This is a genomic window from Halomicrococcus pelagicus (genome assembly GCF_050954125.1).
In genome coordinates, this window is sequence record NZ_JBPBWC010000001.1 from 709,259 (window position 1) to 728,460 (window position 19,202).

The 19,202-nt window shown below is 62.2% G+C and carries 21 protein-coding genes and 1 pseudogene; 11 read left to right on the forward strand and 11 right to left on the reverse strand.

Annotation, left to right across the window (positions count from 1 at the left end; genetic code table 11):
* Positions 1 to 16: 16 nt before the first annotated feature.
* The gene (locus ACRYA2_RS03965) at positions 17 to 1,678 is read left to right on the forward strand and encodes a tRNA uridine(34) 5-carboxymethylaminomethyl modification radical SAM/GNAT enzyme Elp3 (RefSeq protein WP_433624424.1); all 1,662 of its coding nucleotides are present in this window, start codon (positions 17 to 19) and stop codon (positions 1,676 to 1,678) included.
* A 165-nt stretch (positions 1,679 to 1,843) separates the two neighbouring features.
* On the opposite strand, the gene ACRYA2_RS03970 is transcribed toward ACRYA2_RS03965, so the two are convergent.
* The 6 genes from ACRYA2_RS03970 to ACRYA2_RS03995 form a co-directional block, all read right to left on the reverse strand.
* Positions 1,844 to 3,958 (reverse strand): DHH family phosphoesterase, encoded by a 2,115-nt coding sequence (locus tag ACRYA2_RS03970; protein WP_433624426.1) that lies wholly within the window; start codon positions 3,956 to 3,958, stop codon positions 1,844 to 1,846.
* A 165-nt stretch (positions 3,959 to 4,123) separates the two neighbouring features.
* Positions 4,124 to 4,291: a hypothetical protein gene (locus ACRYA2_RS03975; RefSeq protein ID WP_433624428.1), complete on the reverse strand. Its 168-nt coding sequence runs from the start codon at positions 4,289 to 4,291 to the stop codon at positions 4,124 to 4,126.
* A 92-nt stretch (positions 4,292 to 4,383) separates the two neighbouring features.
* Positions 4,384 to 4,626, reverse strand: a complete 243-nt coding sequence (locus tag ACRYA2_RS03980) for a DUF8028 family protein (RefSeq protein WP_433624430.1) — start codon at positions 4,624 to 4,626, stop codon at positions 4,384 to 4,386.
* Between the two features lie 112 nt (positions 4,627 to 4,738).
* The gene (locus ACRYA2_RS03985; protein ID WP_433624432.1) at positions 4,739 to 5,002 is read right to left on the reverse strand and encodes a hypothetical protein; all 264 of its coding nucleotides are present in this window, start codon (positions 5,000 to 5,002) and stop codon (positions 4,739 to 4,741) included.
* A gap of 27 nt (positions 5,003 to 5,029) precedes the next feature.
* Positions 5,030 to 5,641 (reverse strand): YIP1 family protein, encoded by a 612-nt coding sequence (locus ACRYA2_RS03990; protein WP_433624434.1) that lies wholly within the window; start codon positions 5,639 to 5,641, stop codon positions 5,030 to 5,032.
* Between the two features lie 7 nt (positions 5,642 to 5,648).
* A complete protein-coding gene (locus ACRYA2_RS03995; RefSeq protein WP_433624436.1) occupies positions 5,649 to 6,236 on the reverse strand; it encodes a thymidine kinase in 588 nt (195 codons plus the stop codon).
* Between the two features lie 185 nt (positions 6,237 to 6,421).
* Between ACRYA2_RS03995 and ACRYA2_RS04000 the strand changes: the two genes are divergently transcribed.
* Complete coding sequence (locus ACRYA2_RS04000) at positions 6,422 to 6,658, forward strand: ribbon-helix-helix domain-containing protein (protein WP_113275749.1); 237 nt, start codon at positions 6,422 to 6,424, stop codon at positions 6,656 to 6,658.
* Between the two features lie 87 nt (positions 6,659 to 6,745).
* Here ACRYA2_RS04000 and ACRYA2_RS04005 read toward each other — a convergent pair whose 3' ends face one another.
* The 3 genes from ACRYA2_RS04005 to ACRYA2_RS04015 all read right to left on the reverse strand — a co-directional run bounded on the left by ACRYA2_RS04005 (position 6,746) and on the right by ACRYA2_RS04015 (position 8,669).
* Positions 6,746 to 7,042 carry a hypothetical protein gene (locus ACRYA2_RS04005; RefSeq protein WP_433624438.1) on the reverse strand — a complete coding sequence of 99 codons (297 nt, stop codon included), beginning with the start codon at positions 7,040 to 7,042 and terminating at the stop codon, positions 6,746 to 6,748.
* Positions 7,043 to 7,109: 67 nt separating this feature from the next.
* On the reverse strand, positions 7,110 to 7,691 hold the full coding sequence (locus ACRYA2_RS04010; RefSeq protein ID WP_433624440.1) for an NADPH-dependent FMN reductase: 582 nt from the start codon (positions 7,689 to 7,691) through the stop codon (positions 7,110 to 7,112).
* A gap of 54 nt (positions 7,692 to 7,745) precedes the next feature.
* Complete coding sequence (locus ACRYA2_RS04015; protein WP_433624442.1) at positions 7,746 to 8,669, reverse strand: HhH-GPD family protein; 924 nt, start codon at positions 8,667 to 8,669, stop codon at positions 7,746 to 7,748.
* 177 nt (positions 8,670 to 8,846) lie between these two features.
* Here ACRYA2_RS04015 and ACRYA2_RS04020 point away from each other — a divergent pair, with 177 nt between their 5' ends.
* Positions 8,847 to 9,212 (forward strand): DUF7522 family protein, encoded by a 366-nt coding sequence (locus tag ACRYA2_RS04020; protein ID WP_433624444.1) that lies wholly within the window; start codon positions 8,847 to 8,849, stop codon positions 9,210 to 9,212.
* A gap of 10 nt (positions 9,213 to 9,222) precedes the next feature.
* Here the strand turns inward: ACRYA2_RS04020 and ACRYA2_RS04025 are convergent, their stop codons facing one another.
* On the reverse strand, positions 9,223 to 9,675 hold the full coding sequence (locus ACRYA2_RS04025) for a hypothetical protein (RefSeq protein ID WP_433624446.1): 453 nt from the start codon (positions 9,673 to 9,675) through the stop codon (positions 9,223 to 9,225).
* 79 nt (positions 9,676 to 9,754) lie between these two features.
* Positions 9,755 to 10,186, reverse strand: a complete 432-nt coding sequence (locus tag ACRYA2_RS04030; protein WP_433624448.1) for a DUF8147 domain-containing protein — start codon at positions 10,184 to 10,186, stop codon at positions 9,755 to 9,757.
* A gap of 142 nt (positions 10,187 to 10,328) precedes the next feature.
* On the opposite strand from ACRYA2_RS04030, the gene ACRYA2_RS04035 reads away from it, so the two are divergent.
* The 8 genes and pseudogenes from ACRYA2_RS04035 (at position 10,329) to ACRYA2_RS04065 (ending at position 17,370) form a co-directional block, all read left to right on the forward strand.
* Entirely contained in the window at positions 10,329 to 10,985 is a 657-nt protein-coding gene (locus ACRYA2_RS04035) for a helix-turn-helix domain-containing protein (RefSeq protein WP_433624450.1), read from the forward strand.
* Between the two features lie 122 nt (positions 10,986 to 11,107).
* Entirely contained in the window at positions 11,108 to 11,776 is a 669-nt protein-coding gene (locus ACRYA2_RS04040) for a helix-turn-helix domain-containing protein (RefSeq protein ID WP_433624452.1), read from the forward strand.
* Between the two features lie 109 nt (positions 11,777 to 11,885).
* Positions 11,886 to 12,674, forward strand: a complete 789-nt coding sequence (locus ACRYA2_RS04045) for an SDR family NAD(P)-dependent oxidoreductase (protein WP_433624454.1) — start codon at positions 11,886 to 11,888, stop codon at positions 12,672 to 12,674.
* 660 nt (positions 12,675 to 13,334) lie between these two features.
* Positions 13,335 to 14,032, forward strand: a pseudogene (locus ACRYA2_RS04050) (methyltransferase domain-containing protein).
* A gap of 183 nt (positions 14,033 to 14,215) precedes the next feature.
* Complete coding sequence (locus ACRYA2_RS26625) at positions 14,216 to 14,545, forward strand: DUF8070 family membrane protein (RefSeq protein WP_472850122.1); 330 nt, start codon at positions 14,216 to 14,218, stop codon at positions 14,543 to 14,545.
* A 192-nt stretch (positions 14,546 to 14,737) separates the two neighbouring features.
* Positions 14,738 to 15,187, forward strand: a complete 450-nt coding sequence (locus ACRYA2_RS04055; RefSeq protein WP_433624456.1) for a hypothetical protein — start codon at positions 14,738 to 14,740, stop codon at positions 15,185 to 15,187.
* Positions 15,188 to 15,546: 359 nt separating this feature from the next.
* The gene (locus ACRYA2_RS04060; RefSeq protein WP_433624458.1) at positions 15,547 to 16,551 is read left to right on the forward strand and encodes a tyrosine-type recombinase/integrase; all 1,005 of its coding nucleotides are present in this window, start codon (positions 15,547 to 15,549) and stop codon (positions 16,549 to 16,551) included.
* A gap of 207 nt (positions 16,552 to 16,758) precedes the next feature.
* Positions 16,759 to 17,370 (forward strand): hypothetical protein, encoded by a 612-nt coding sequence (locus tag ACRYA2_RS04065; RefSeq protein ID WP_433624460.1) that lies wholly within the window; start codon positions 16,759 to 16,761, stop codon positions 17,368 to 17,370.
* Positions 17,371 to 19,202 lie beyond the last annotated feature (1,832 nt).

The window sequence follows — 19,202 nt, forward strand, 5'->3', positions numbered from 1 at the left end:
CGACGAACAACGACCAATGAGCACCGAGTCGCCGGACCCGACCGAAACGGAGGCGTTCGAGCAGGTCTGTTCGGAGCTGGTCGAGCGCATCCTCGCCGGGGAGATCGACCGCGACGAGGTCGAGAGCGCGAAGCTGGAGGTCTGCTCGGAACACTCGGCGCCGAAGGTGCCGAAGAACTCCGAACTGCTTGACTTCGCTCCGAACGAGCGCCGCGAGGAGCTGGAGGCAGTGCTCCGGCGCAAGCCCGTCCGGACTGCCTCCGGCGTCTCGCCCGTCGCCGTGATGACCAGTCCCCACCAGTGCCCGCACGGCAAGTGTCTCTACTGCCCGGGCGGTCCCGGCTCCGAGTTCTCCTCCTCGCAGAGCTACACCGGCCACGAGCCGGCCGCGGCGCGCGGCGAGCAGAACGACTACGACCCCTACGGGCAGGTGACGCTGCGGCTGGAACAGCTCCGGGAGATCGGCCACCCCGTCGACAAGGTCGAACTCATCCTGATGGGCGGGACGATGACCGCCCGGAGCCACGACTACCAGGAGTGGTTCGTCAAGCGCTGCCTCGAGGCGATGAACGACTACGACGTCGGCAAGGAGCCCGACCCCGCCGAGGGCGAGAGCTTCGCCCAGGACCCCGACGAGTACGAGTTCTCGTACCTCGAAGACGTCATCGCCGAGAACGAGACGGGCGACATCCGCAACATCGGGACGACGTTCGAGACGAAGCCCGACTGGTGCGACCCCGAGCAGATAGACCGGATGCTCGACCTCGGCGGTACCAAGGTCGAGGTCGGCGTCCAGACCACCTACGAGCGCATCAACCGCGAGATGCACCGCGGCCACGGCGTCCAGGCCTCCATCGACGCGAACCGGCGCCTCCGGGACGCCGCGTTCAAGGTCGGCTTCCACATGATGCCCGGCCAGCCCGGGATGAGCCAGGAGATGTGTCTCGAGGACTTCCGGCGGCTGTTCGAGGAGGAGAAGTGGCGACCGGACTACCTCAAGATCTACCCGACGCTCGTCGTCCGCGGCACCGCCACCTACGACTGGTGGCACCAGGGTGAGTTCGAGCCGCTCCAGAACGACGAAGCCGCCGAACTCGTCGCCGAGATCAAGTCGATGATTCCGAGGTACACCCGCCTCCAGCGCGTCCAGCGCGACATCCCCGCGGACTTCATCGACGCCGGCGTCTGGAAGTCCAACCTCCGCCAGCTCGCGCGCCAGCGGATGGACGACCACGGCTGGACCTGCGACTGCATCCGCTGCCGGGAGGCCGGGATGAACGACGAGGAGCCCGAGAACGTCGGACTCGACGTGATGACCTACGAGGCGGCGGGCGGCACGGAACATTTCATCTCCTTCGAGGACTTCGACCGCGACCTCCTCGTCGGCTTCTGTCGGCTCCGGTTCCCGGGGAATCCCGTGCGCCGCGAACTCGACGACGCCGCGCTCGTTCGCGAACTCCACGTGTACGGCAGCGAGGTGTCGGTCGGGGACGAGGGCGAGGCCGCCCAGCACCAGCACCGCGGCTACGGCCGCCGGCTGATGGAGACGGCCGAGGAACTCGCCGCCGACGCCGGCTTCGACAAACTGAGCGTCATCTCCGGCATCGGCGCGCGGGAGTACTACCGCCAGAAGCTCGGCTACCACCAGGACGGCCCGTACGTCAGCAAGCGGCTCTGAGCCGTTCCGAGAGCGAGGGCGTCTGCCGCGGACGCGACGCCGCACCGCCACCGTCGCGCGTTCCCTGCCTGCGATTGCTCGCGGAGCCCTCGGCACGTCGATGCAGCATTTCGCAGCGCTACGCCAGTAGTCCGAAAGAAGCGTCGAACCGCATCGACTGCGTCGTCAGTTCGAGTCGTTCAGGTACTCGCTGACGGCCTCGACGACGGCGTCGAGAGCCTCGCCGCGCTCGCCGGCGAGGAACTCGAGTTTACCGTCGCGGGTGCCGACGGGGACGATGCCGGCTTCGGGCGCCTGTTCGCGGGCCGTCTCGGCGACCTCGCGGACGTTGACGCCCTCGTTGCTCCGGACGTGGACCTCGTCGGTGGCGATGCCGAGCGTGACGTTCTGGCCGGTCGGCTGGCCGGACAAGTTGCGGTGGTGGACCGCGTCGAGCAGGACCGACTCCGGCGGGAAGTCGAAGCGGTGCGTGTACGCGTCCGTGTCGAGGATGGTGAACGTGACGCCGTTCGCGCCGCGGATGGTGAGGTTCGGTTCGACCGTGTCGAGTTCGTCCTCGAGCTTCGTGCGGAACTGCTCGCTGATGTGCTCAGCGAGGTCGCGCTTCTCGTGCTCGAACAGCAGGTCGGTGATGAGTTCGCGCTTGTCCTCGTAGGACTGGTAGTACGCCTCCAGCGCGACGGCCTCCCGGAGCGCGGTGACGTGGTCCTCGTCGTAGCCCGCGTCTTCGGCGAGGTCGACGTACCGGTCGGGGGCACCCCACCAGTAACTCACGGCGGGCAGGTGGGCCACGTCTTCGCGGACGTCGGGGTTGACGTGGGCTGCGACGTTCGCACCCAGGACGCCCGCGGTCACCCCGTCGCCGTCGTCGCCGACGTGGGGGTTGACGACCGCGTCGGCCGTCTCGGCGACGCCCTCGTCGGGGTAGTGGGTGTCGACGACCGCGTGGGGTGCGCCGTACACGTCCAGCAGTTCGAGGCCGTCGCCGGACTCAAGCGTGCTGCCTGCGTCGACGAGCACGAAGAGGGGGAGTTTCTCGTCGTGGCGCTCGCGGTTGTCCAGCATCGTCGTCACGTCCTTCGTCGCGTCCTCCATGTCGTAGTGACCGTCCTCCAGCGGACGCCGGTCGAAGTAGTGGTACTCGGCGTCGCTGCGGGCGTGTTCGTCCCGGACGAGGGGGAGGACCGCGCGTTCGAGGGCAGCACCGGCGGCGTACCCCTCAGCGCTCGCGTTGTGCCGGACGATGACGGGGCGGGACTCCATCACCGCGCGCCGGACGAGACCGGCGGCGTCGCGGATGGACTCGTGAAGCGGTTCGACGGCGGGGTCGTCGGCGAACAGGCCGACGTCCGCGGGGCGGGCCTCGCTGGCCAGCGCCTCCTCCAGACGTTCGCGGACCGTCGTTTCCTCGTCGCCGGCGAGGGCGTCGAGGCGCTCGGTCTCGACCTGGAGTTCGTTGTTTCGGAGTTCGACCTCGCCGACGAGCCGTATCACGTCGCCGGTGTCGACTTCGGGATAGGCGCGGACGCCGGCTTCCTTGAACGCTGCGCAGTCGACGGCGGCCGTCTCGTCGCGCACCTCGAACACCGTCGGGCCGGCGGTCTGGCTCGCGCCGACGACCTCGCCCTCGATACGAACCCGGTCGCCGACCCGCTCGGAGAGTGAGTCGATGTCGGCGCGTTCCGGGAGTTCGACCGCTTCGTCGTCCGCTCGCTCGTCGTCCGCCGACTCGTCGGTCGGCGCTTCGTTCACGTCCTCGTCCGTCGAGCCCGTCTCCGGCGCGGTCATCTTGCCGACCGCGGAGCCTGAGCCGTCGGTGGTAGCGGTGGTGTCGGGTTCGTCGTCGGTCGTCTCGCTCCCGGCGCTCGACTCGTCGGTCGAGTCGTCGTCCGACTCCTCGTCGTCGGGCAGGTACGTGCTGTCGGCGTCCTGGACGAGTTTGCCGCGGAACTCCCGCTCGGACTGTCGGATGGACCAACCGAGGTCGACGTTGCCGTTGTCACGGATGCCGATGACCTCGACGAACACGGTGTCGCCCGGCTCCCAGTCGAGAGCGTCGAGACGACGGTCGAGTTCGCTCTTGTGGAGGAGACCGGTGACTTCGTCGCCGACGTCGATGAAGACGCCGAAGTCGGCGAACCCGTCGACGGTACCTCTGTAGTATCGCCCTCGGGTGAGTTCGTCGGGGTTACTTCCTTCGAATTCGAAGAGGACGTCCTGCTCGTGGCTCTTGCAGATGGGGCCGTCGGCAGGCGTCCCGCAGATGACGCAGTTACCCATTTATACACGAATCCAATAGGCCCGGCCTAAAACGGTTGTCGAAATCTGACGGGAGTGCCGACGGGCCGCCGGAGTCGTCGCTCGATCACCGCCGCCGCTGCTACTACCCGTCATCGGGAGTTTCAGCCCATTTCGACGGTTCTGCGCTCGACGGAGGGACTCCCGTCAGTAGTAGTAGAACGAGAACTCGTCACCGCAGTCGGGACAGTTCACCAGGCGGCCCTTCAGCCGGTCGTCGTCCAGACCGGGGACCTCGTCGCGACCGGTCGGAAGCGTCACAGTCCCGGAGCGGCCGCAGTGGGGACAGCCGACGGTCGGCGCTGCTTTCGACATGGTCGTCTCTGAGACAGTCGTACGTATAGTTATAGTTCGGCTAGCGGGCGAGAATCGAGGCGAAAGAGGGCCGTTAACGGCTTAGCAGACGGTTAAGTCCCGCCGTCGTGGCGGTGGCCGAGCAGGAGCGCGACGACGTTGAGCGCGACCAACAGGAGAAACGTCTGGAGCTGGCTGGACGATTGGAGACCGGTGGCGAGCAACGGAACGTACATGAACGGGAGCGCGATGGCGACCCAGAATCCGACGAACCGGACGGGTGCAGGCACCGAGCGCGTCGTCTCGGCGTCGTCCCCGTCGTCGTTCCCGTCCATCGTGTCGGTGAGAGTCGACATACTCCGTACGCGGAGAGACGGTCTCCCGCGCCTTCATTATTGAGTTGTTAAAACAGTAAGAAGTAACTAACGCGGCGTCAGGTGCTCCGGAACGGCTATCGGTCGGGACGGCCTACTCGAAGACCGGACTGTCGTCTTCCAGGTTCTCGATGTCGGTGGCGACCTTCCGAGCCTGCTCGGGGAACAGCGCGACCTGCACCTCGTTGCCCTCGTCGTCCTCGAACACCAGTTTCACGCGCTTGTCGCCGAACTCGCGCGCTTCGGCCGTCTCCACGTCGAACAGCTTCGCCGTCCCGGTCTTGTTCGACGGGCCGACGTTCCGAATCGCGCCATCTTTCAGTTCCACCATGAAGTCGTCGACGAGCAGGTTGAGCATACCGGCGATACGGACCGGATACTTTAATCACCACGGGACCGCCGCCGCGAGGGACGGGAGGACGGTCCGCCACGCGGCCTCGCCGCCGAAGCCGTAGGCGAACACGAGCGCCGCCGGGAGCGCACCGGCCGCCACCGCGCGCGCGAACGACGTATCGTGGACTTCCCACACGCCGATGACGAGCAGGACCGTCCCGTAAGCCGCACAGAGGAGTCGTATCTCCGGCACCGGAACGCCGGCGAACAGGCAGGGGGCTGTCGAGTAGCCGATGACCTGCACCGTCTCGCTGACGCCCGCGCGGTCCGGGACGAGCGCCATCAACAGCAGCGTCTGTAACGCCGCAGTCAGGTGGAGTGCGGCGGGTGCGACGAACAGCCCCACGAGCGCGAGGACGAACAGCGCCGACAGCAGCGGACCGCCGGCCAGTTCCGGAACGTCGACGTCGCCGACCGCGATGCGGGTCGCCGCCGCGACGACCGTCACGGCCACGCCGAACACCAGCCCCGGAGCCTGGTCGCCGGGCGCGACGCCGGTGCGGAAGAACCGCCGCGGGCGGACCAGCACTTCGACCCACGCGCGAGCGACCGCCACCGGACCGCGGTCCCGGCCGCCGCGTGGATTCTCGACCCACTGGGTCATACGCGAACTAGTCGGTCCGGAGGGTATGACAGTTCCGACATCGCGCCTCGTAGGACTCCTCCGCACCGACGAGGATGGTCGGGTCGTCGACGTGAGCGGGTTCGCCGTCGATGAGTCGCTGGTTGCGCGTCGCCGGTTCGCCACACTCCGCACAGATCGCCTGGTACTTCTCGACGTACTCGGCCAGCGCGACGAGCTGGGGCAGGGGTTCGAACGGTTCGCCGCGGAACGTCTGGTCCGTCCCGGAGACGACGACCCGGCGACCGTCGTCAGCGAGGAAGTCGCAGACGGAGACGAGTTCGTCGGAGAAGAAGTTCGCCTCGTCGACGGCCACTACCTCCTCGCCGTTCAGCGCGTCGGCGATGTCCCAGACGCCGTCGCCCTCCGGTTCGACGACCGTCGCCTCCCACGACCGGCCGTTGTGCGTGCCGACCGTATCCTCGCCGTATCGGTCGTCCAGGTCCGGCTTGAACACGGCGACCGACTGGCCGGCTATCTCCGCGCGCCGGAGTCGCCGAAGCAGCTCCTCGGTCTTCCCGGAGAACATGCAACCGGTGACGACCTCGACCCACCCGCTGTTGGTTATCTTGTGCATACTCGAGTGGCGCACAGGACTCAGCCAAAAGGGTTGCCGATTCGAGGCGAGCGCAGCCGTCGGGGTCTCCGGAAACCGGGACGAACCGACCTCGTCCGCCCGCCGTCGAGGCGTCCCAGGGCACGGTCGGTCCCGCCGACCGCGACCCCAACATTCACACCCCCGAACCGCCAACGTCACTGCGTATGTCCAAGATAGAGGTGACCCTTCCCGACCGGATCAACGACGACATCGACCGCCTCGTCGACCAGGGCGAGTTCGTGAATCGGGAGCAGGCCGTCGAAGAACTGCTCTCGATGGGCGTCTCGACCTACAACGTGACCGAAGAGACGACGACGGAGGACGAGGAACTGTTCACGCAGACCGTCGACGACCAGGACCCCGCGATGCAGGACGAGCCGAACGACGACTACGGGTTCTGAACCGCGAGTCCCGGCCGTCGACATCGTCCGGCGCTCTCGGGGGCCGCGGCGGGACGCGATTTCGTGCGGCGCCGCCGGCCGCCCGAATCAGGCGGTGAACTGCTCCAGGGTCTCGAACACCTTCCGGCCCTTCCGCGTCGCCAGCTCCGACGGCGGCGCGGTCCGATACGCCAGCTCGGCTTCCGTTTCGTCCGACTCGGGGCGGTCCCCGACGACTGCGACGAGCATCCCGCGCGTCGTGCGGAGCTTGATACCGTCCTCCGTCTCCGTCGCACTGAGTCCCTTCAACGACCGCTGTACGCGGTCGCGAGCGTCTACCGCGTCTATCGTGAGCGCGACCGCGGCGAACTCCGGTCGCTCCCGTACCGTTTCGAGTTCGATCATGGCTGACTGTCGACGAGGCGACGTGGGGTAGGTCGACGCGATTCGTGAAAACCGTGTGGGGTGGTACCTACTCCTGGGCCCCGACGTTCTCGGTGCTCTCGAACGTCGCCGGGCAGGGTTCTATCTTCGCGTAGCGGACGGTCTGCTGGCCGAGCGTGACGACCCGGTCTCGGAGTTCCTCGTCCACGAACTCGCCGCCCGATACCGTGCTGTGCGAGCGCGGCACGGCAGCCTCGTAGGGCAGCACCCAGGCGTCGAGCGCCCGGCAGACCGACCGCAGGTGGTCCATCGCGGTGACGGGGAAGCGACCGCCGGACACCGCGAGCAGACCTACCGTCTTGTTCTCGAACTCGTCGAAGCCGCAGTAGTCCAGCGCGGTCTTCAGCACCGACGAGTAGGAGCCGTGGTACATCGGTGTTCCGAGGACGACGGCGTCGGCCTCGCGTACCCGCCCGGTGAGTTCCGGAGCGTCGCCGGCCTCGCCCTCGTCGGCGTCGAACAGCGGGAGGTCGAACTCTCGGAGGTCGAGCAGTTCTGCGGTCCCGCCCGCTTCCTCAACGCCCGCGGCGGCGTGTTCCAGTGCGGTTCGCGTGACGCTGGCGTCCCGGAGACTGCCGCAGATAGCGACGACGTGTGGCTGGTTCGGCATGGCTGGACGTGCGGGCGGTAGCCGAATATAGCTTGTCGCACCGGCGTTCCGCGCCTACCGCCGGAGTCGCGCGACGGTCGCGCTCTCGCCGTCGTCCTCGCGTCGCTCGACCTCGACGAGGCCGTCCCGTTCGAGGTCCGCGAGGAGGTCCTGGAGCCACTCGGCCCCGCTGTCGCCGCCGTAGTCGACCCGGACGCGCGGACCGAGCTTCGAGAGCGGGAGTTCGTCGTACTCCTTCAGCGCGGAGACGACGCGCCCGCGGAACTGCCGGCGACTCCCCTCGAAGGAGGGCTGGGTCGGCACGTCCGGCGCGGTGAAATCGCCCGTCTCGTAGGCGTGACACCACTCGCGCCACGGACAGGCCGCCTCGTCGCAGGCGGGCGTCTTCTCGCAGGCGACGCCGCCGAGTTCCATGACGGCGTTGTTCCACACCCGCGACTCGCCGTCGGGCATCAGTTCGCCCGCCGCCGCCTCGAACGCCGCGTCGTCGTCCGGCACGTCGAACGCGCGGTAGAGCACGCGCTTGACGTTCGTGTCGACGACGGCGTCGCCTGCGTTGAACGCGAAGGAGGCGACGGCGTTGGCCGTGTAGGGACCGACGCCTTGCAGGTTCTGCAGTTCCTCGGGCGTCTCCGGAAACTCGCCGTCGTACTCCGAGACGACCTGCCCGGCGGCCTCGTGGAGGTACTTCGCGCGGTTGTTGTACCCCAGCGAGTGATCGGTCCAGAAGCCGACCACGTCGGCCCGGTCCGCGGCGGCGAGAGCCTCGACGGTCGGCCAGCGGTCGAGGAACGCCTCCCAGGCGGTGACGACCCGCCCCAGTTGGGTCTGCTGGCTCATCACCTCCGAGACGAGAATCTCGTAGGGGTCGTCGGTCTCGCGCCACGGGAACGCGCGGTGGTCGTCCTCGTACCACGAGACCAGCGCCGTCCGCACCGCGTCGCGGTCGTCCGGGAGCGACCAGTCCGCTTCGGTCATCGTCGGCGTTACGGACGGGACTGGTTTACGGATAGCGGTTCGACCGTGCTCGCCGCGAGCCGAGCGGTCGTCCGACCGGCCGACCACCCCCGCAGTTCCGGTCGGCGGCGCGCCAACGCGTGCGGCGTTGCTCCCCCGTCAAAACTATGAACGTCCCCGTCCCTGTTCCGGACGACCGTGGACGAAAGTCGGGAGGAGTTCGTCGACGAACTGCGGTCGCGAGTCGGGCCGGCACTGCGCGGCGTCACCATCTACGACGACGGCGAGTACCGGTCGCTCTACGATCGCGACGACGTCGAGGGGCGGTACGAGTCGGCCGACCTGCGGCGGCTCCACCGCGAGTCGCTGCTGGGCGACGGAGCCCGCGAGGACGCCGAGCATGTGCTCCGAACTGGTCGCCTCAACGTCGCAATCTACGCGTTCGACCAGGCGGTGTTGCTCCAGTTCCCCGCCGAACCGGGCGCGCTGTTCGTCCACTTCGACGACGAGGCGGTGCCGCTGCTCGCCGTTGTCGAACAGTGCTCGGAGTGGCTCGAACGGTAGTCCGTCGCCCTCACCACGACTCTCCGAATCCTCCGTCGGGCAGTCGTTCGAGGAGAACGCGGTAGAACGGCTCGAACCCACAGTAGCCGCTCGGAGCCGGGACGCAGACGGAGACGTTCGTGATCCGATAGAGGCCGTCCGGGAGGTCCCGTTCGGTCGCCCAGAGGATGCTGCGTCGCGTTCGACCGGCGCGGTATCGCACGAACAGGTATCGGTAGAGCGTCTCTCGCTCGCCGAAGCAGTCCGGCTTCGTCGGCCCGAACGTTCCCCGAACCCGCACGAGCAGCAGCACGTCGTCGACGTTCGGGTCGGGTCCGGAGGTGGTCACGTCGCAGGTGTACGCGAACGCCCGTCGCGGCGTCCCGGCGTCCGTCTCGCCCGCGGCGATTCCCGGGACCGCGAGTCCGCTCCCCGCGGCGGCTATCCGCCGGAGGATGGTTCGACGCGTGGGCGTGTCCGTCATCGGTTCCTCCGTCGCCGTTCGGACTCGGTACGGTCGACGAAGTATTAGCGATTGGGGGCCAGCCGACCGGCGAGAATCGTCACCGCGGTGCGACCGTTCCGGAACGACCGGCGTAGCTCGCACCGACCGCGGCACCGACCGCGGCCGCAATCAGTCCCACTGGGAGACCACCGAACAGCAGCGCAGTGGCCAGCGGGACCGAGGCGAGGCCCAGCGCGTACGCGACCACGGGAGCGGTGACGACGAACGCAGCAGTGCCGACGACGAGCGCGCCGAGCGCGGCGACAGTGCGCGGCGAGGGCTCGCCGTATCGGGCCTGCTGTTCTCGATAGGAAAGGCCGCCGTACGTCAGTCCGGCGGCGAGGACGCCCGCGACGAGCGCGACGGGGAGAGAGACCAGCAGCGCCGGCCAGACGTACGGGGTGAGCAGTTCCGTGGCGACGACGAGGCCGACCAGGAACCCGACGGCCCCGACCAGCAGGGAGACGATAGCCCTCGCGTAGGTGTTCATACGAGTACGGACAGGACCTGAAACAATATACCCGTCGGCTGGTTCTCCCGACGAGAACCGCGAGGGGCCGGTGGATTATTGAACGCGACCGAGAGTGTCCTACGCATGCAGATTACGGCAGTAGCTCACACGGGTTGTGAGTATGAGCGTCGTCGCTGAACTGTTCGTCTCCGCAGACCACTTCGTGCTGGCCGACGGTCTGCGGGCCGCCCCCGAGATGGTCCTCGAGTGCGAACTCCTCGTTCCGGTACGGAATCGAAAGGTTCCGTACGTCTGGGCGGAGGGTGGCGACCACGCAGCGTTCGTCGACGCGGCGAGAGACGACCCTACCGTCGAGCGCATCGAGCAGACCGCCGAACTCCAGGACGGCGCTCTCTACAGGGTTCGCTGGTCCGACAACGACCTCTTTCGTGCGATCGACGGCGGTGACGCGACGATTCTCCAGGCGAAGGGGGCGGCCGACGAGTGGTTCCTCAAGGTCCGCTCCGATTCCCGGGCGTCGCTGCGGCGGTTCCAGGAGCACTGTCACGAACGTGGCATCGACTTCGAGTTGGAGCGACTCGTTCGTCTCACCGAACCCAAGATGGGACAGTACGACGTGACGCCGAAACAACGGGAGGCCATCCTCACGGCGCTCGAACTGGGGTACTTCGACACCCCGCGTGCGGGAACCCTCGAAGACGTCGCGGCGGAACTGGAGATATCGAATCGCGCCGCCTCCGGGCGGTTGCGCCGCGGCCTCACCAACCTGGTCACGAACACCCTCTCGATCGGACGTCCTTCGAATTTCGACGCCTAATCTTCCGATCCTGTAAATAACAGATGCGTTCTATAAATAATTTAATAGGTCCTTGGTCGTTATAAATACCTTCGTCTCACGAAGGGTCGATTCTATCCCGGCGATTCGAGTCATTACCGGTAATGCGCGGGACGAAAGCAGAGATGCAGGTATCGGCCGAAGAGTTCGCACTGGGGGAAACGGTACGGAAGCTTCCGGAGCTGTCGGTCGAGATCGAGCGGGTCGTCGCGCACGGCGGTGAGTGGGCGATGCCGTTCGCGTGGATGTTCGGTCACGAACAGGACGCGGTCGCGGCGACACTGGCCGACGACCCCAGTGTCGACGGGTTCGACCTGGTCGCGACGGTCGGGGACGAACAGTTCTATCGGGTGGAGTGGAGCGAGGAGGTCGAATCGTTCGTCGAAAACGCGACCGCCGAGGGAATCGTCCTGGACGTCTGGGCGACCGAGCAGCAGTGGAACTTCCGCGTGCTGTTTCCCGACCGGGAGTCGTTGTCCAGGACCTACGACCAGTGCCGGGACGCAGGATGGGGGCTCGCCATCTCGACCATCTCCCAGTTCTGCGACGCTCGACAGAGCCGGTTCGGATTGACGGACGAACAGCAGCGCACGCTCGCGCTCGCGCTCCAGAGCGGCTACTACGACGTCCCGCGGAACGCCGACACCATGGTTCTCGCGGACGAACTCGGCATCTCCCACCAGGCGGTCTCCGAGCGGATGCGACGCGCCCACGAGACGCTGGTCGAGAACACGCTCTCCTCCGGCCGGGGCTTCGACGCGCCCGTCATGTGACGGCAGCGCGGCGGACGGCCGGCGTCGCTCACCGCGGCCCCACCGCACGCGCTCGGACCCGCACGCGGACGGGGGACTTTACGACTGGAGCGCCAACTGCCGGAGAGACATGGCAACGCTGAACCCCAACTTCGCGGACCGGACGGTCGTCGTCACCGGCGGTAGCTCCGGCATCGGCCGGGCCGTCGCGCTGGCGTTCGGCGACGCCGGTGCGACCGTCGTCGTCGCCGACGTGCGCGAGGAGCCGAAAGACCCCGACGCCGCCGCACCGACGCACGAGGCCATCGCGGACGCCGGCGGGACCGCCGAGTACGTCGAAACCGACGTGTCCGACCCGCAGGACGTGGAGACGGTCGTCGCGGCCGCCCGCGAGTTCGGCGGCGTTGACGTGATGGTGAACAACGCCGGAATCTACACCAAGCGGCGGTTCCGCGAGGTGACGCCCGAGGAGTTCGACGACCTCTGGCGGGTCAACGCCAGGGGCACCTTCTTCGGCACGCAGATAGCCGCGAACGACATGATAGAGCGCGGCGAACCGGGCGTCGTCGTCAACACCTCCTCGGACACCCAGGGCCGGGCGGCGTGGGACCACGGCCACTACGCCGCCACCAAGGGCGCTGTCCGGATGGTGACCCGGAGCGCGGCGCTCGAACTCGCCCGGCACGGCGTGCGCGTCAACGCCGTCGCCCCCGGCCCCGTGGCGACCGAGATACGCGAGGGCTGGGCCGAGGAGGCCGAGGCGATGGGTCCCGGCCCCGACGCGGAGACCCCCGGCCTCCCGCTTCGCGCCGGGGCCCCCGACGAACTGGCCGGGGCGTACCTCTTCTTGGCGAGCGACGAGGCGTCGTACGTGACCGGCGAGACCGTCTGGGTCGACGGCGGCGGGCACATCGATTGAGACCGCGATTGGCGGGGCCGGCGTGCGTCGTCGGTCGACGGTCCATGGTCGACGGTCGCCCGGCGCTTCTCTCGCTCTCTCGGTTTTCCGCTCTTCGAGGGGTCCGGACTGTCCTTATCAAGAGCGGATATCTGAACGGGAAAGTTGTCCCGCTCTCGGCTACGATAGTCCAATAGAGAGTGGCGATTCACCGGTGAGCAATACGATTCTGGAGAAGCTGCGGTCGGTCACGATGTGTCCGGGCTGTAACTACGTGACGACGGACGACGCCTGTCCGAAGTGCCTTCGAACGCTGCGAAGCGGAGAGCGGTAACGGATTTCCTGTTACTCGACGTCTAACCGTTCGTTCTACTCGATAGTGCTGCGGCCAACGCTCGACCGAATTGACGGGTCAACTCCTCGCACACACGGAGGCGTACGAGTCGGTGTAGAATCACCGAGAGGACGTTTTCTGTACGATACGACGTACCTCTCCCAGTTTCGCCCGCCCGACACCCGCGAAGTTCTGCGACTCGAGCGCGTGGTGAAGCTCGTCCTCGATGGAGTGGTCGACGTAGCAGGTACAGAGAGTGGGCTGAGCGTATCTTCTGACCCAAACTGTGAACCGGCACCATCATTCATTATGAATTTATTATAATTGAGGGTGTATGACACACCGTGATGTCTACCGACCCGTTTGGTCGCGCCGTACGCGACCACTACCTCGGTAACCGAGATGAACCTCTGGTCGACCGGGACGGCGACGAGACGCGTGAACACTCCATCGAACGATGGTATTTCGGAGAACACGGTGAAGACGCGTGGCGCGATTCGTGAATGGACGGGTCGTTACTCGATATGGGTGCTGGTGCGGGAAGGGACGCCCTCTACTACCAGGAACGGTTCGAGACGGTCGCCATCGAAGTGAGCGAACGCCTCGTCGAGGTGATGCGCGACCGTGGAGTGAACGACGCTCGATTGGCGGACATGTTCGCCCTCCGCGACCACTTCGACCGTGACCGCTTCCGGTCGGCACACGCGATAGGGACGCAGGTCGGACTGGCCGGGTCGATGGCGGGCGTTCGCCAGTTCCTCGACGACCTCGCGTTCGTCACTACCCCCGACGCGACCGCGGTTCTCGACAACTACGCCCCGGAGAAGGAGTCCACGAAGGCGCGTTCGGCTTCCGCGACGATCCCGCGCCCGGACTCGCGTACCGGGTCTACCACGAGGAGTACGAGGGGGAAGTCGGGCGAACCCTGTTGTTCCGCCTCTTCAGCGTCGACCGGCTTCGAGAGGCGACGCTCGGGACGCCGTGGGAAGTTACCGAGTGCAAGTACGGCGACGTTCAATGGCGGGCGATACTGGAAAAGCCGTAGCGTCTCACTTCATCAAGCCGGAGAGTTCTTTGGTGACTCAGTGCGTGACAAAGTGTTAGGTTTAGAGGATGGGTTCAGCACGCCCTATTCGAGGTTGAATAGCAAACCACCGACTTCTCAAGTCAACATCAACCCAAAAATAATAGGAATTGAATAGTAAGTTTATCTCTGGATATTCGACCTATAGCGCAAGGATTGGCGTTCTATACGGTAGTTGCGGGAGCTATCACGGTCGGTTGCGTATATTTCCTGACTCACTCGGGACTCTACACGTTAGTTGCTACAGGTGTAGGTTTGCTTTTAGTCGTGCTCGGAGGCGCAGCGAGCGGACCAGTGGGCGCATCCGCTATTGAAACAGGAGACGCAGAAATTAGCGGGATAAAGGTTGAGGATATGCAATTGAGTCCGTCTCCGGGGAAGTTTGGCACTCGTGCGATTCTGATTTTCTATGGGTTAGGACTGGTTTTGTGGTCAGTTGTTGTTCTCACCTTCTTTCGCTCGGGATTACGGTAAGAGGAGCACGCTACCTAACGGCTAGTTAGCCGTTGGCAAGTTGAATCAAACGTTGACTATCTACAAAATACGCGCCCTCTCAGCACGGTCTCGCCAAATTGTCACTGGTCAAGGGTTTCAATGTCGGCATATTGGATATGGATATTATATATTATTAAAGTTCTTTATCCCTACGTCGGTTTGGTTACACAAATGGCCGTCCAGATAGGGAGCTTGATTCTTGGCGCTTCGATAAGTGGCGTCATAGGGCTTGATACCGTCGAATACCGACTTCGACGGAGCAAGAAGAAAGAGATAGAAACGTGGTATGAACGGGCGATTCAGTTAGCTGAGCAAGTAGACTCAGACATCCAATTCGGCATTGATACCACGCCAGAGGATATAGAACACATGAACCTTGACCAGAAACAGCGGAAATACAGAGTGCTACATGACTTGCTCCAGCGGCATATCTCCGAAGCGCCACCTGAAATCGAGAGTGAGGTGATTCTCCGAGTGGAGAGCTTGGCATCACATTCGTATGCAATAGTAGAGGCAGACAGCCATGCGGAACTCATCACGGGAACGCTATTGACGAATGGGGCAGTAATAGAGGTGATTGAGAAAGCGCGGTCTGCGAAGGAAGACGCTGGCTGGGTTTAACACGAGGACGTGCTTGATACCTTTACACTGGAATAACTATTACAGCTAACTCTGGGGAGGGGCTATCCAATGTTAGGAACCACCAGACGGCTCCCACTGGTGTCACGGCCTCGCTCGAAATCACGAGTGAATCGGTTGCCACTACCTCACTCGGACTCTCGGCTCAACGGTCGCGGTTTGTGGAGAAATGCCGTGCCGTCTGCCGAATGCGGTCCGAGCGAAGCGAGGATGGACTCGCCGGGATTTGTGAACCTCAGGCGCTAACGCGCCTATCGCTGGCTCACGTGCTGGTGCACGCTCGCAAGCCGGGGCCTCTCCTCTACCTCTGCCGACTGTGACTCAATCCACTAAAGGAAACCATGTCCGAACGAGTCACACCGGAGAACGCAGTTGAACAGTATCTCGCCTCAAAGAAGCTGGACGCTACGCAGAGTACCGTCAACAATCATCGGTACAGACTAAGCACCTTCATCGAGTGGGCCAGCGAGAACGGGTTTCACGACATGAACGACCTTTCAGGGATGGAGGTCGAGAAATTCAAGAATTGGAAAGTCGAGAGAGGGAATATCGGGAAGGTCACGCTGAAAAACCACCTTCATACCTTCCGTGTATTCCTCCGCTACTGCGAGAACATCGAAGTCGTCCCTGAAGGAATCGCTGATAAAGTGATGATTCCTGTTCTCGAAGACGGAGAAGATGCACGAAGCGTATTTGTCTCTCACGACCGTGCTATGGAGATTCTGGAGTACCTTGAAAAGTACCAGTACGCTTCGAACGCTCACGTCATATGGGCTATCCTGATTCATACAGGCTGTCGGCGTTCCGCACTGTACGCTCTCGACGTAGAGGATTGGCATTCGAAAGAATCCTATCTCTCATTCAAGAACCGAGAAGGAACGCCTCTAAAGAACCGTGATGACGGAGAGCGTAACGCGACTATCACTAAGCCGAACATCAGCGAGGCGGTTGACGACTACATTAACGACAAACGTCATGACATAGAGGACGAATACGGGAGAGAGCCACTGTTGACAAGCTCACAAGGCCGCCTACATGGAAAGACTATATCTAAGATATGCTATAAAGTCACTCGACCATGCTGGTATGGCGCGGAATGTCCTCACGACCGCGACCCCGAGGAGTGTGAGGGCGCAAAGTACAGTGGATACTCGAAATGTCCGTCAAGCGTCTCCAGTCATCCCGTGAGGCGTTCCGCTATCACCCAACACCTCAATGCTTCTGTGCCTCTTCAGATTGTCTCTGAACGGGTTGACTGTTCGCCAGAGGTGATTGAGAAGCACTACCGGGAACAGAATCAAGAAGAGCGGAGAGAAGCGCGAAAGGGGTATCTCGACAATATCTAAGGTCTGACAACGAAGCGAACACACGCCGGACTTTCTTCTTACGCATTCTCTACCCAGTCCCTTTCTCACTGGAAAACGCTCACTACGAATAGTCAGATTTCACAAGCAGTTAGGGTAATAGCTATGAAGATCGATTCCACGGTCGAAGTGTAAAGGAGATATTTCACTGTACACGAAGCTTATTGTCTAATAGACGTATGTTCATACATGAAACGCCGAACCACAATAGTCAGCCTCTTATCTCTATTCTCAGTCTCTGCTGGCTGTCTTGGAAACGCATCATCAGGTAACTCACCATTCCCAAAACGAGTTTCCGTACAACAGACCGATTCGGTTCCAGAACGGTATCCGGTTGACTTAACCATCGAAGTCATTCAGGCAGAAATATCCAAAACACAAACTGCTCATCTGAAAGCGACAGCCAAGAACACAGGCGAAGCGACGAGAGAATTCGAACCGGCCTATTATAAAGGTGCAAGCTCTCGGGCAGGCGATTCGGGCATCCTCCTATATTCCCTACGTGCCCCAGATAGTCCGCCAGCAGATTATGCGCCAGACTGTATCGGGTCAGATGGTAAATCAAAGGGAAGGCTACTATGGTCAAATGAGTACTCCGGGACGGAAACCCTCAAGCCGGGCGAATCCTCAAGCGAGGAACTGATTGTTGTTGACGATCCTACTGTTCGTGGGTGCATTCCGACCGGGGAGTACAGATTTGAGACCCCGTACAACATCAGCGACGAAAACGGGTATGATGAAACGTTCACGTGGGGATTCACGCTCCAAGTCGAAGACGTAGATGCGGTGAAAACCCAATGATGTGAGTACAAAAGAGGAATCGATGGCAAGCTACTCCACTATCAACAACCTTTGTGCTCAGGAACAAGTTTCATGGGGTTAATTTTAAAATAGAGGGTTCAGCGATAGTTTGCAGTCGTGTTCCAATTAACAAACACACGAATGCTGCTATGACAGATATCTATCGCTTTTTCAGGCCCTCTGTGTCCCGCTAAGTGTAATTCACCTGAATACAGTGAATACTACTCAATTCCACAGTAGATCCATTGGCGAACCTGTCAGAGCGTCCAATAGCTTGTAAGTGTCAATGGGAGAATGGATATGAGAACAAGCAACCCATGTTCAAAGTTACATGTATGAAGGAACGGAAATAGTCATATGTAACTAATCTGATGAGGACGGCTAAATGATGAACTACCGAAACCTTTAAGTAATAGAAGGGCATAGTTATCTATAAGCAGTTGGAATAAGGTTTACGATTTCGCCTTTTCGTTTTGTGGCATTGCCACTTGCGAGGAATCAGAAATTGGATGGCTCGGATGAGCAAGCCCCGTCAGAAGGAACTTAACATTCTTCTCTACGGACTGTAAGTTAATAAATCTTCTGGTTCGGTTATTAACTTCGTGCTTGATGATCTGAGCAATGAAACAACCCGGTGTTATACGGAAAAGCCAGACTATTCGCAATCCGGAGGTCTGGAAGGGAAAGGATGGTGTTCGAGTACCATAGTAAATCTATAATGGTTGAAAGATGCAACGCGCCAAGGCCTCCCGAAACGGGGGACGGACCTTCCTTGGGCAGAAAGAGACACGGAACCACGCAAGTCTGACTAAAAGCCAGTGCCTTCATTGAAGGACGTGCGTCCATATGTTGAAGACGACTGTTCAAGAAGCGGTTCGGCAAATATTCTAAAGTTGGCGTCCCGTGATTGAGGACTACAAGTGTAGAACAAACTACGCTATGGGGGAAGCTCCTGACACGAATCAATCACACCAAGGGTAGCTGGACGAAAGAGCCATACAGTGAGCATACTTTGACCGGGGCAAGTGGTTACACCATCCAGAACGACAACAATCCTCCTACCAAGAAGGTTGGTGCGGTACGGGTTTCGATAGAAGGTTGCGAAGGTCGAAGAAGGACAACAGGGCGGTTTTCGAGAGAGACAACAGATACTTTCGGGACAACCTCCCCAACGCTCACGACACTGGCTAACACACGGGCGCGGCAGGTCGGCTAACAGCACAAGTGGTCTCGTCAATCGACACAGGGAAATCGGAACTAACGCAGCCCGTGTGTTCACTATTAGATTGATAGTAGGCTCAAGAAGGTTGGAAACATGGAACGAAAGATAAACGCAGCAGTGCTCCGATCACAGGCGCTTGTGAGGGTATTCTTTACTCTATACCCGGAGTTTTCTGTTCATGAGACGACGCAAGTGGTATGAGGAGTATGTTATCTTCTATCAAAGTGGGGTTAATCTGGGCTATTTCTGACCATATTCCTAACGCCGAGTGGGCGCAGTCTGATAATGATTTCAATTTCTATCTCTGAAAAAATTGTCTCGGTTACCCTACTATCTGGACTTTATCATTTCCAAAAATCGCAAGACGCTAAACGATGCTGTGGGTTTACATAGTCTGTTTCACCGGGAAGCAGTCTGTAAGCACATGAAGGCCGTCTCAAAAGACTGCGAGGACTGTATCGGGGATTTCCCCTGCTTCAACTGCTACCGCGAAGGCCGGAAGGAACTGCCGTAACCCGCGAACCCTCTTTTCTCAACTGTTTCCCCATCAACGGTGATAGGGATTTATGTGCCAGAGTGATTATTCACTATGCAGAGTCGCAGACGGCAT

Coding starts and splice junctions, on each gene's coding strand:
- ACRYA2_RS03970 (WP_433624426.1), bottom strand. CDS start 3,958: ATGGGTAACTGCGTCATCTGCGGGACGCCTGCCGACGGCCCCATCTGC.
- ACRYA2_RS04065 (WP_433624460.1), top strand. CDS start 16,759: ATGAAACGCCGAACCACAATAGTCAGCCTCTTATCTCTATTCTCAGTC.
- ACRYA2_RS04060 (WP_433624458.1), top strand. CDS start 15,547: ATGTCCGAACGAGTCACACCGGAGAACGCAGTTGAACAGTATCTCGCC.
- ACRYA2_RS04015 (WP_433624442.1), bottom strand. CDS start 8,669: ATGACCGAAGCGGACTGGTCGCTCCCGGACGACCGCGACGCGGTGCGG.
- ACRYA2_RS04040 (WP_433624452.1), top strand. CDS start 11,108: ATGCGCGGGACGAAAGCAGAGATGCAGGTATCGGCCGAAGAGTTCGCA.
- ACRYA2_RS03965 (WP_433624424.1), top strand. CDS start 17: ATGAGCACCGAGTCGCCGGACCCGACCGAAACGGAGGCGTTCGAGCAG.
- ACRYA2_RS03995 (WP_433624436.1), bottom strand. CDS start 6,236: ATGCACAAGATAACCAACAGCGGGTGGGTCGAGGTCGTCACCGGTTGC.
- ACRYA2_RS03990 (WP_433624434.1), bottom strand. CDS start 5,641: ATGACCCAGTGGGTCGAGAATCCACGCGGCGGCCGGGACCGCGGTCCG.
- ACRYA2_RS04045 (WP_433624454.1), top strand. CDS start 11,886: ATGGCAACGCTGAACCCCAACTTCGCGGACCGGACGGTCGTCGTCACC.
- ACRYA2_RS03975 (WP_433624428.1), bottom strand. CDS start 4,291: ATGTCGAAAGCAGCGCCGACCGTCGGCTGTCCCCACTGCGGCCGCTCC.
- ACRYA2_RS04005 (WP_433624438.1), bottom strand. CDS start 7,042: ATGATCGAACTCGAAACGGTACGGGAGCGACCGGAGTTCGCCGCGGTC.
- ACRYA2_RS04025 (WP_433624446.1), bottom strand. CDS start 9,675: ATGACGGACACGCCCACGCGTCGAACCATCCTCCGGCGGATAGCCGCC.
- ACRYA2_RS04010 (WP_433624440.1), bottom strand. CDS start 7,691: ATGCCGAACCAGCCACACGTCGTCGCTATCTGCGGCAGTCTCCGGGAC.
- ACRYA2_RS04055 (WP_433624456.1), top strand. CDS start 14,738: ATGGCCGTCCAGATAGGGAGCTTGATTCTTGGCGCTTCGATAAGTGGC.
- ACRYA2_RS04030 (WP_433624448.1), bottom strand. CDS start 10,186: ATGAACACCTACGCGAGGGCTATCGTCTCCCTGCTGGTCGGGGCCGTC.
- ACRYA2_RS04000 (WP_113275749.1), top strand. CDS start 6,422: ATGTCCAAGATAGAGGTGACCCTTCCCGACCGGATCAACGACGACATC.
- ACRYA2_RS04035 (WP_433624450.1), top strand. CDS start 10,329: ATGAGCGTCGTCGCTGAACTGTTCGTCTCCGCAGACCACTTCGTGCTG.
- ACRYA2_RS03980 (WP_433624430.1), bottom strand. CDS start 4,626: ATGTCGACTCTCACCGACACGATGGACGGGAACGACGACGGGGACGAC.
- ACRYA2_RS03985 (WP_433624432.1), bottom strand. CDS start 5,002: ATGCTCAACCTGCTCGTCGACGACTTCATGGTGGAACTGAAAGATGGC.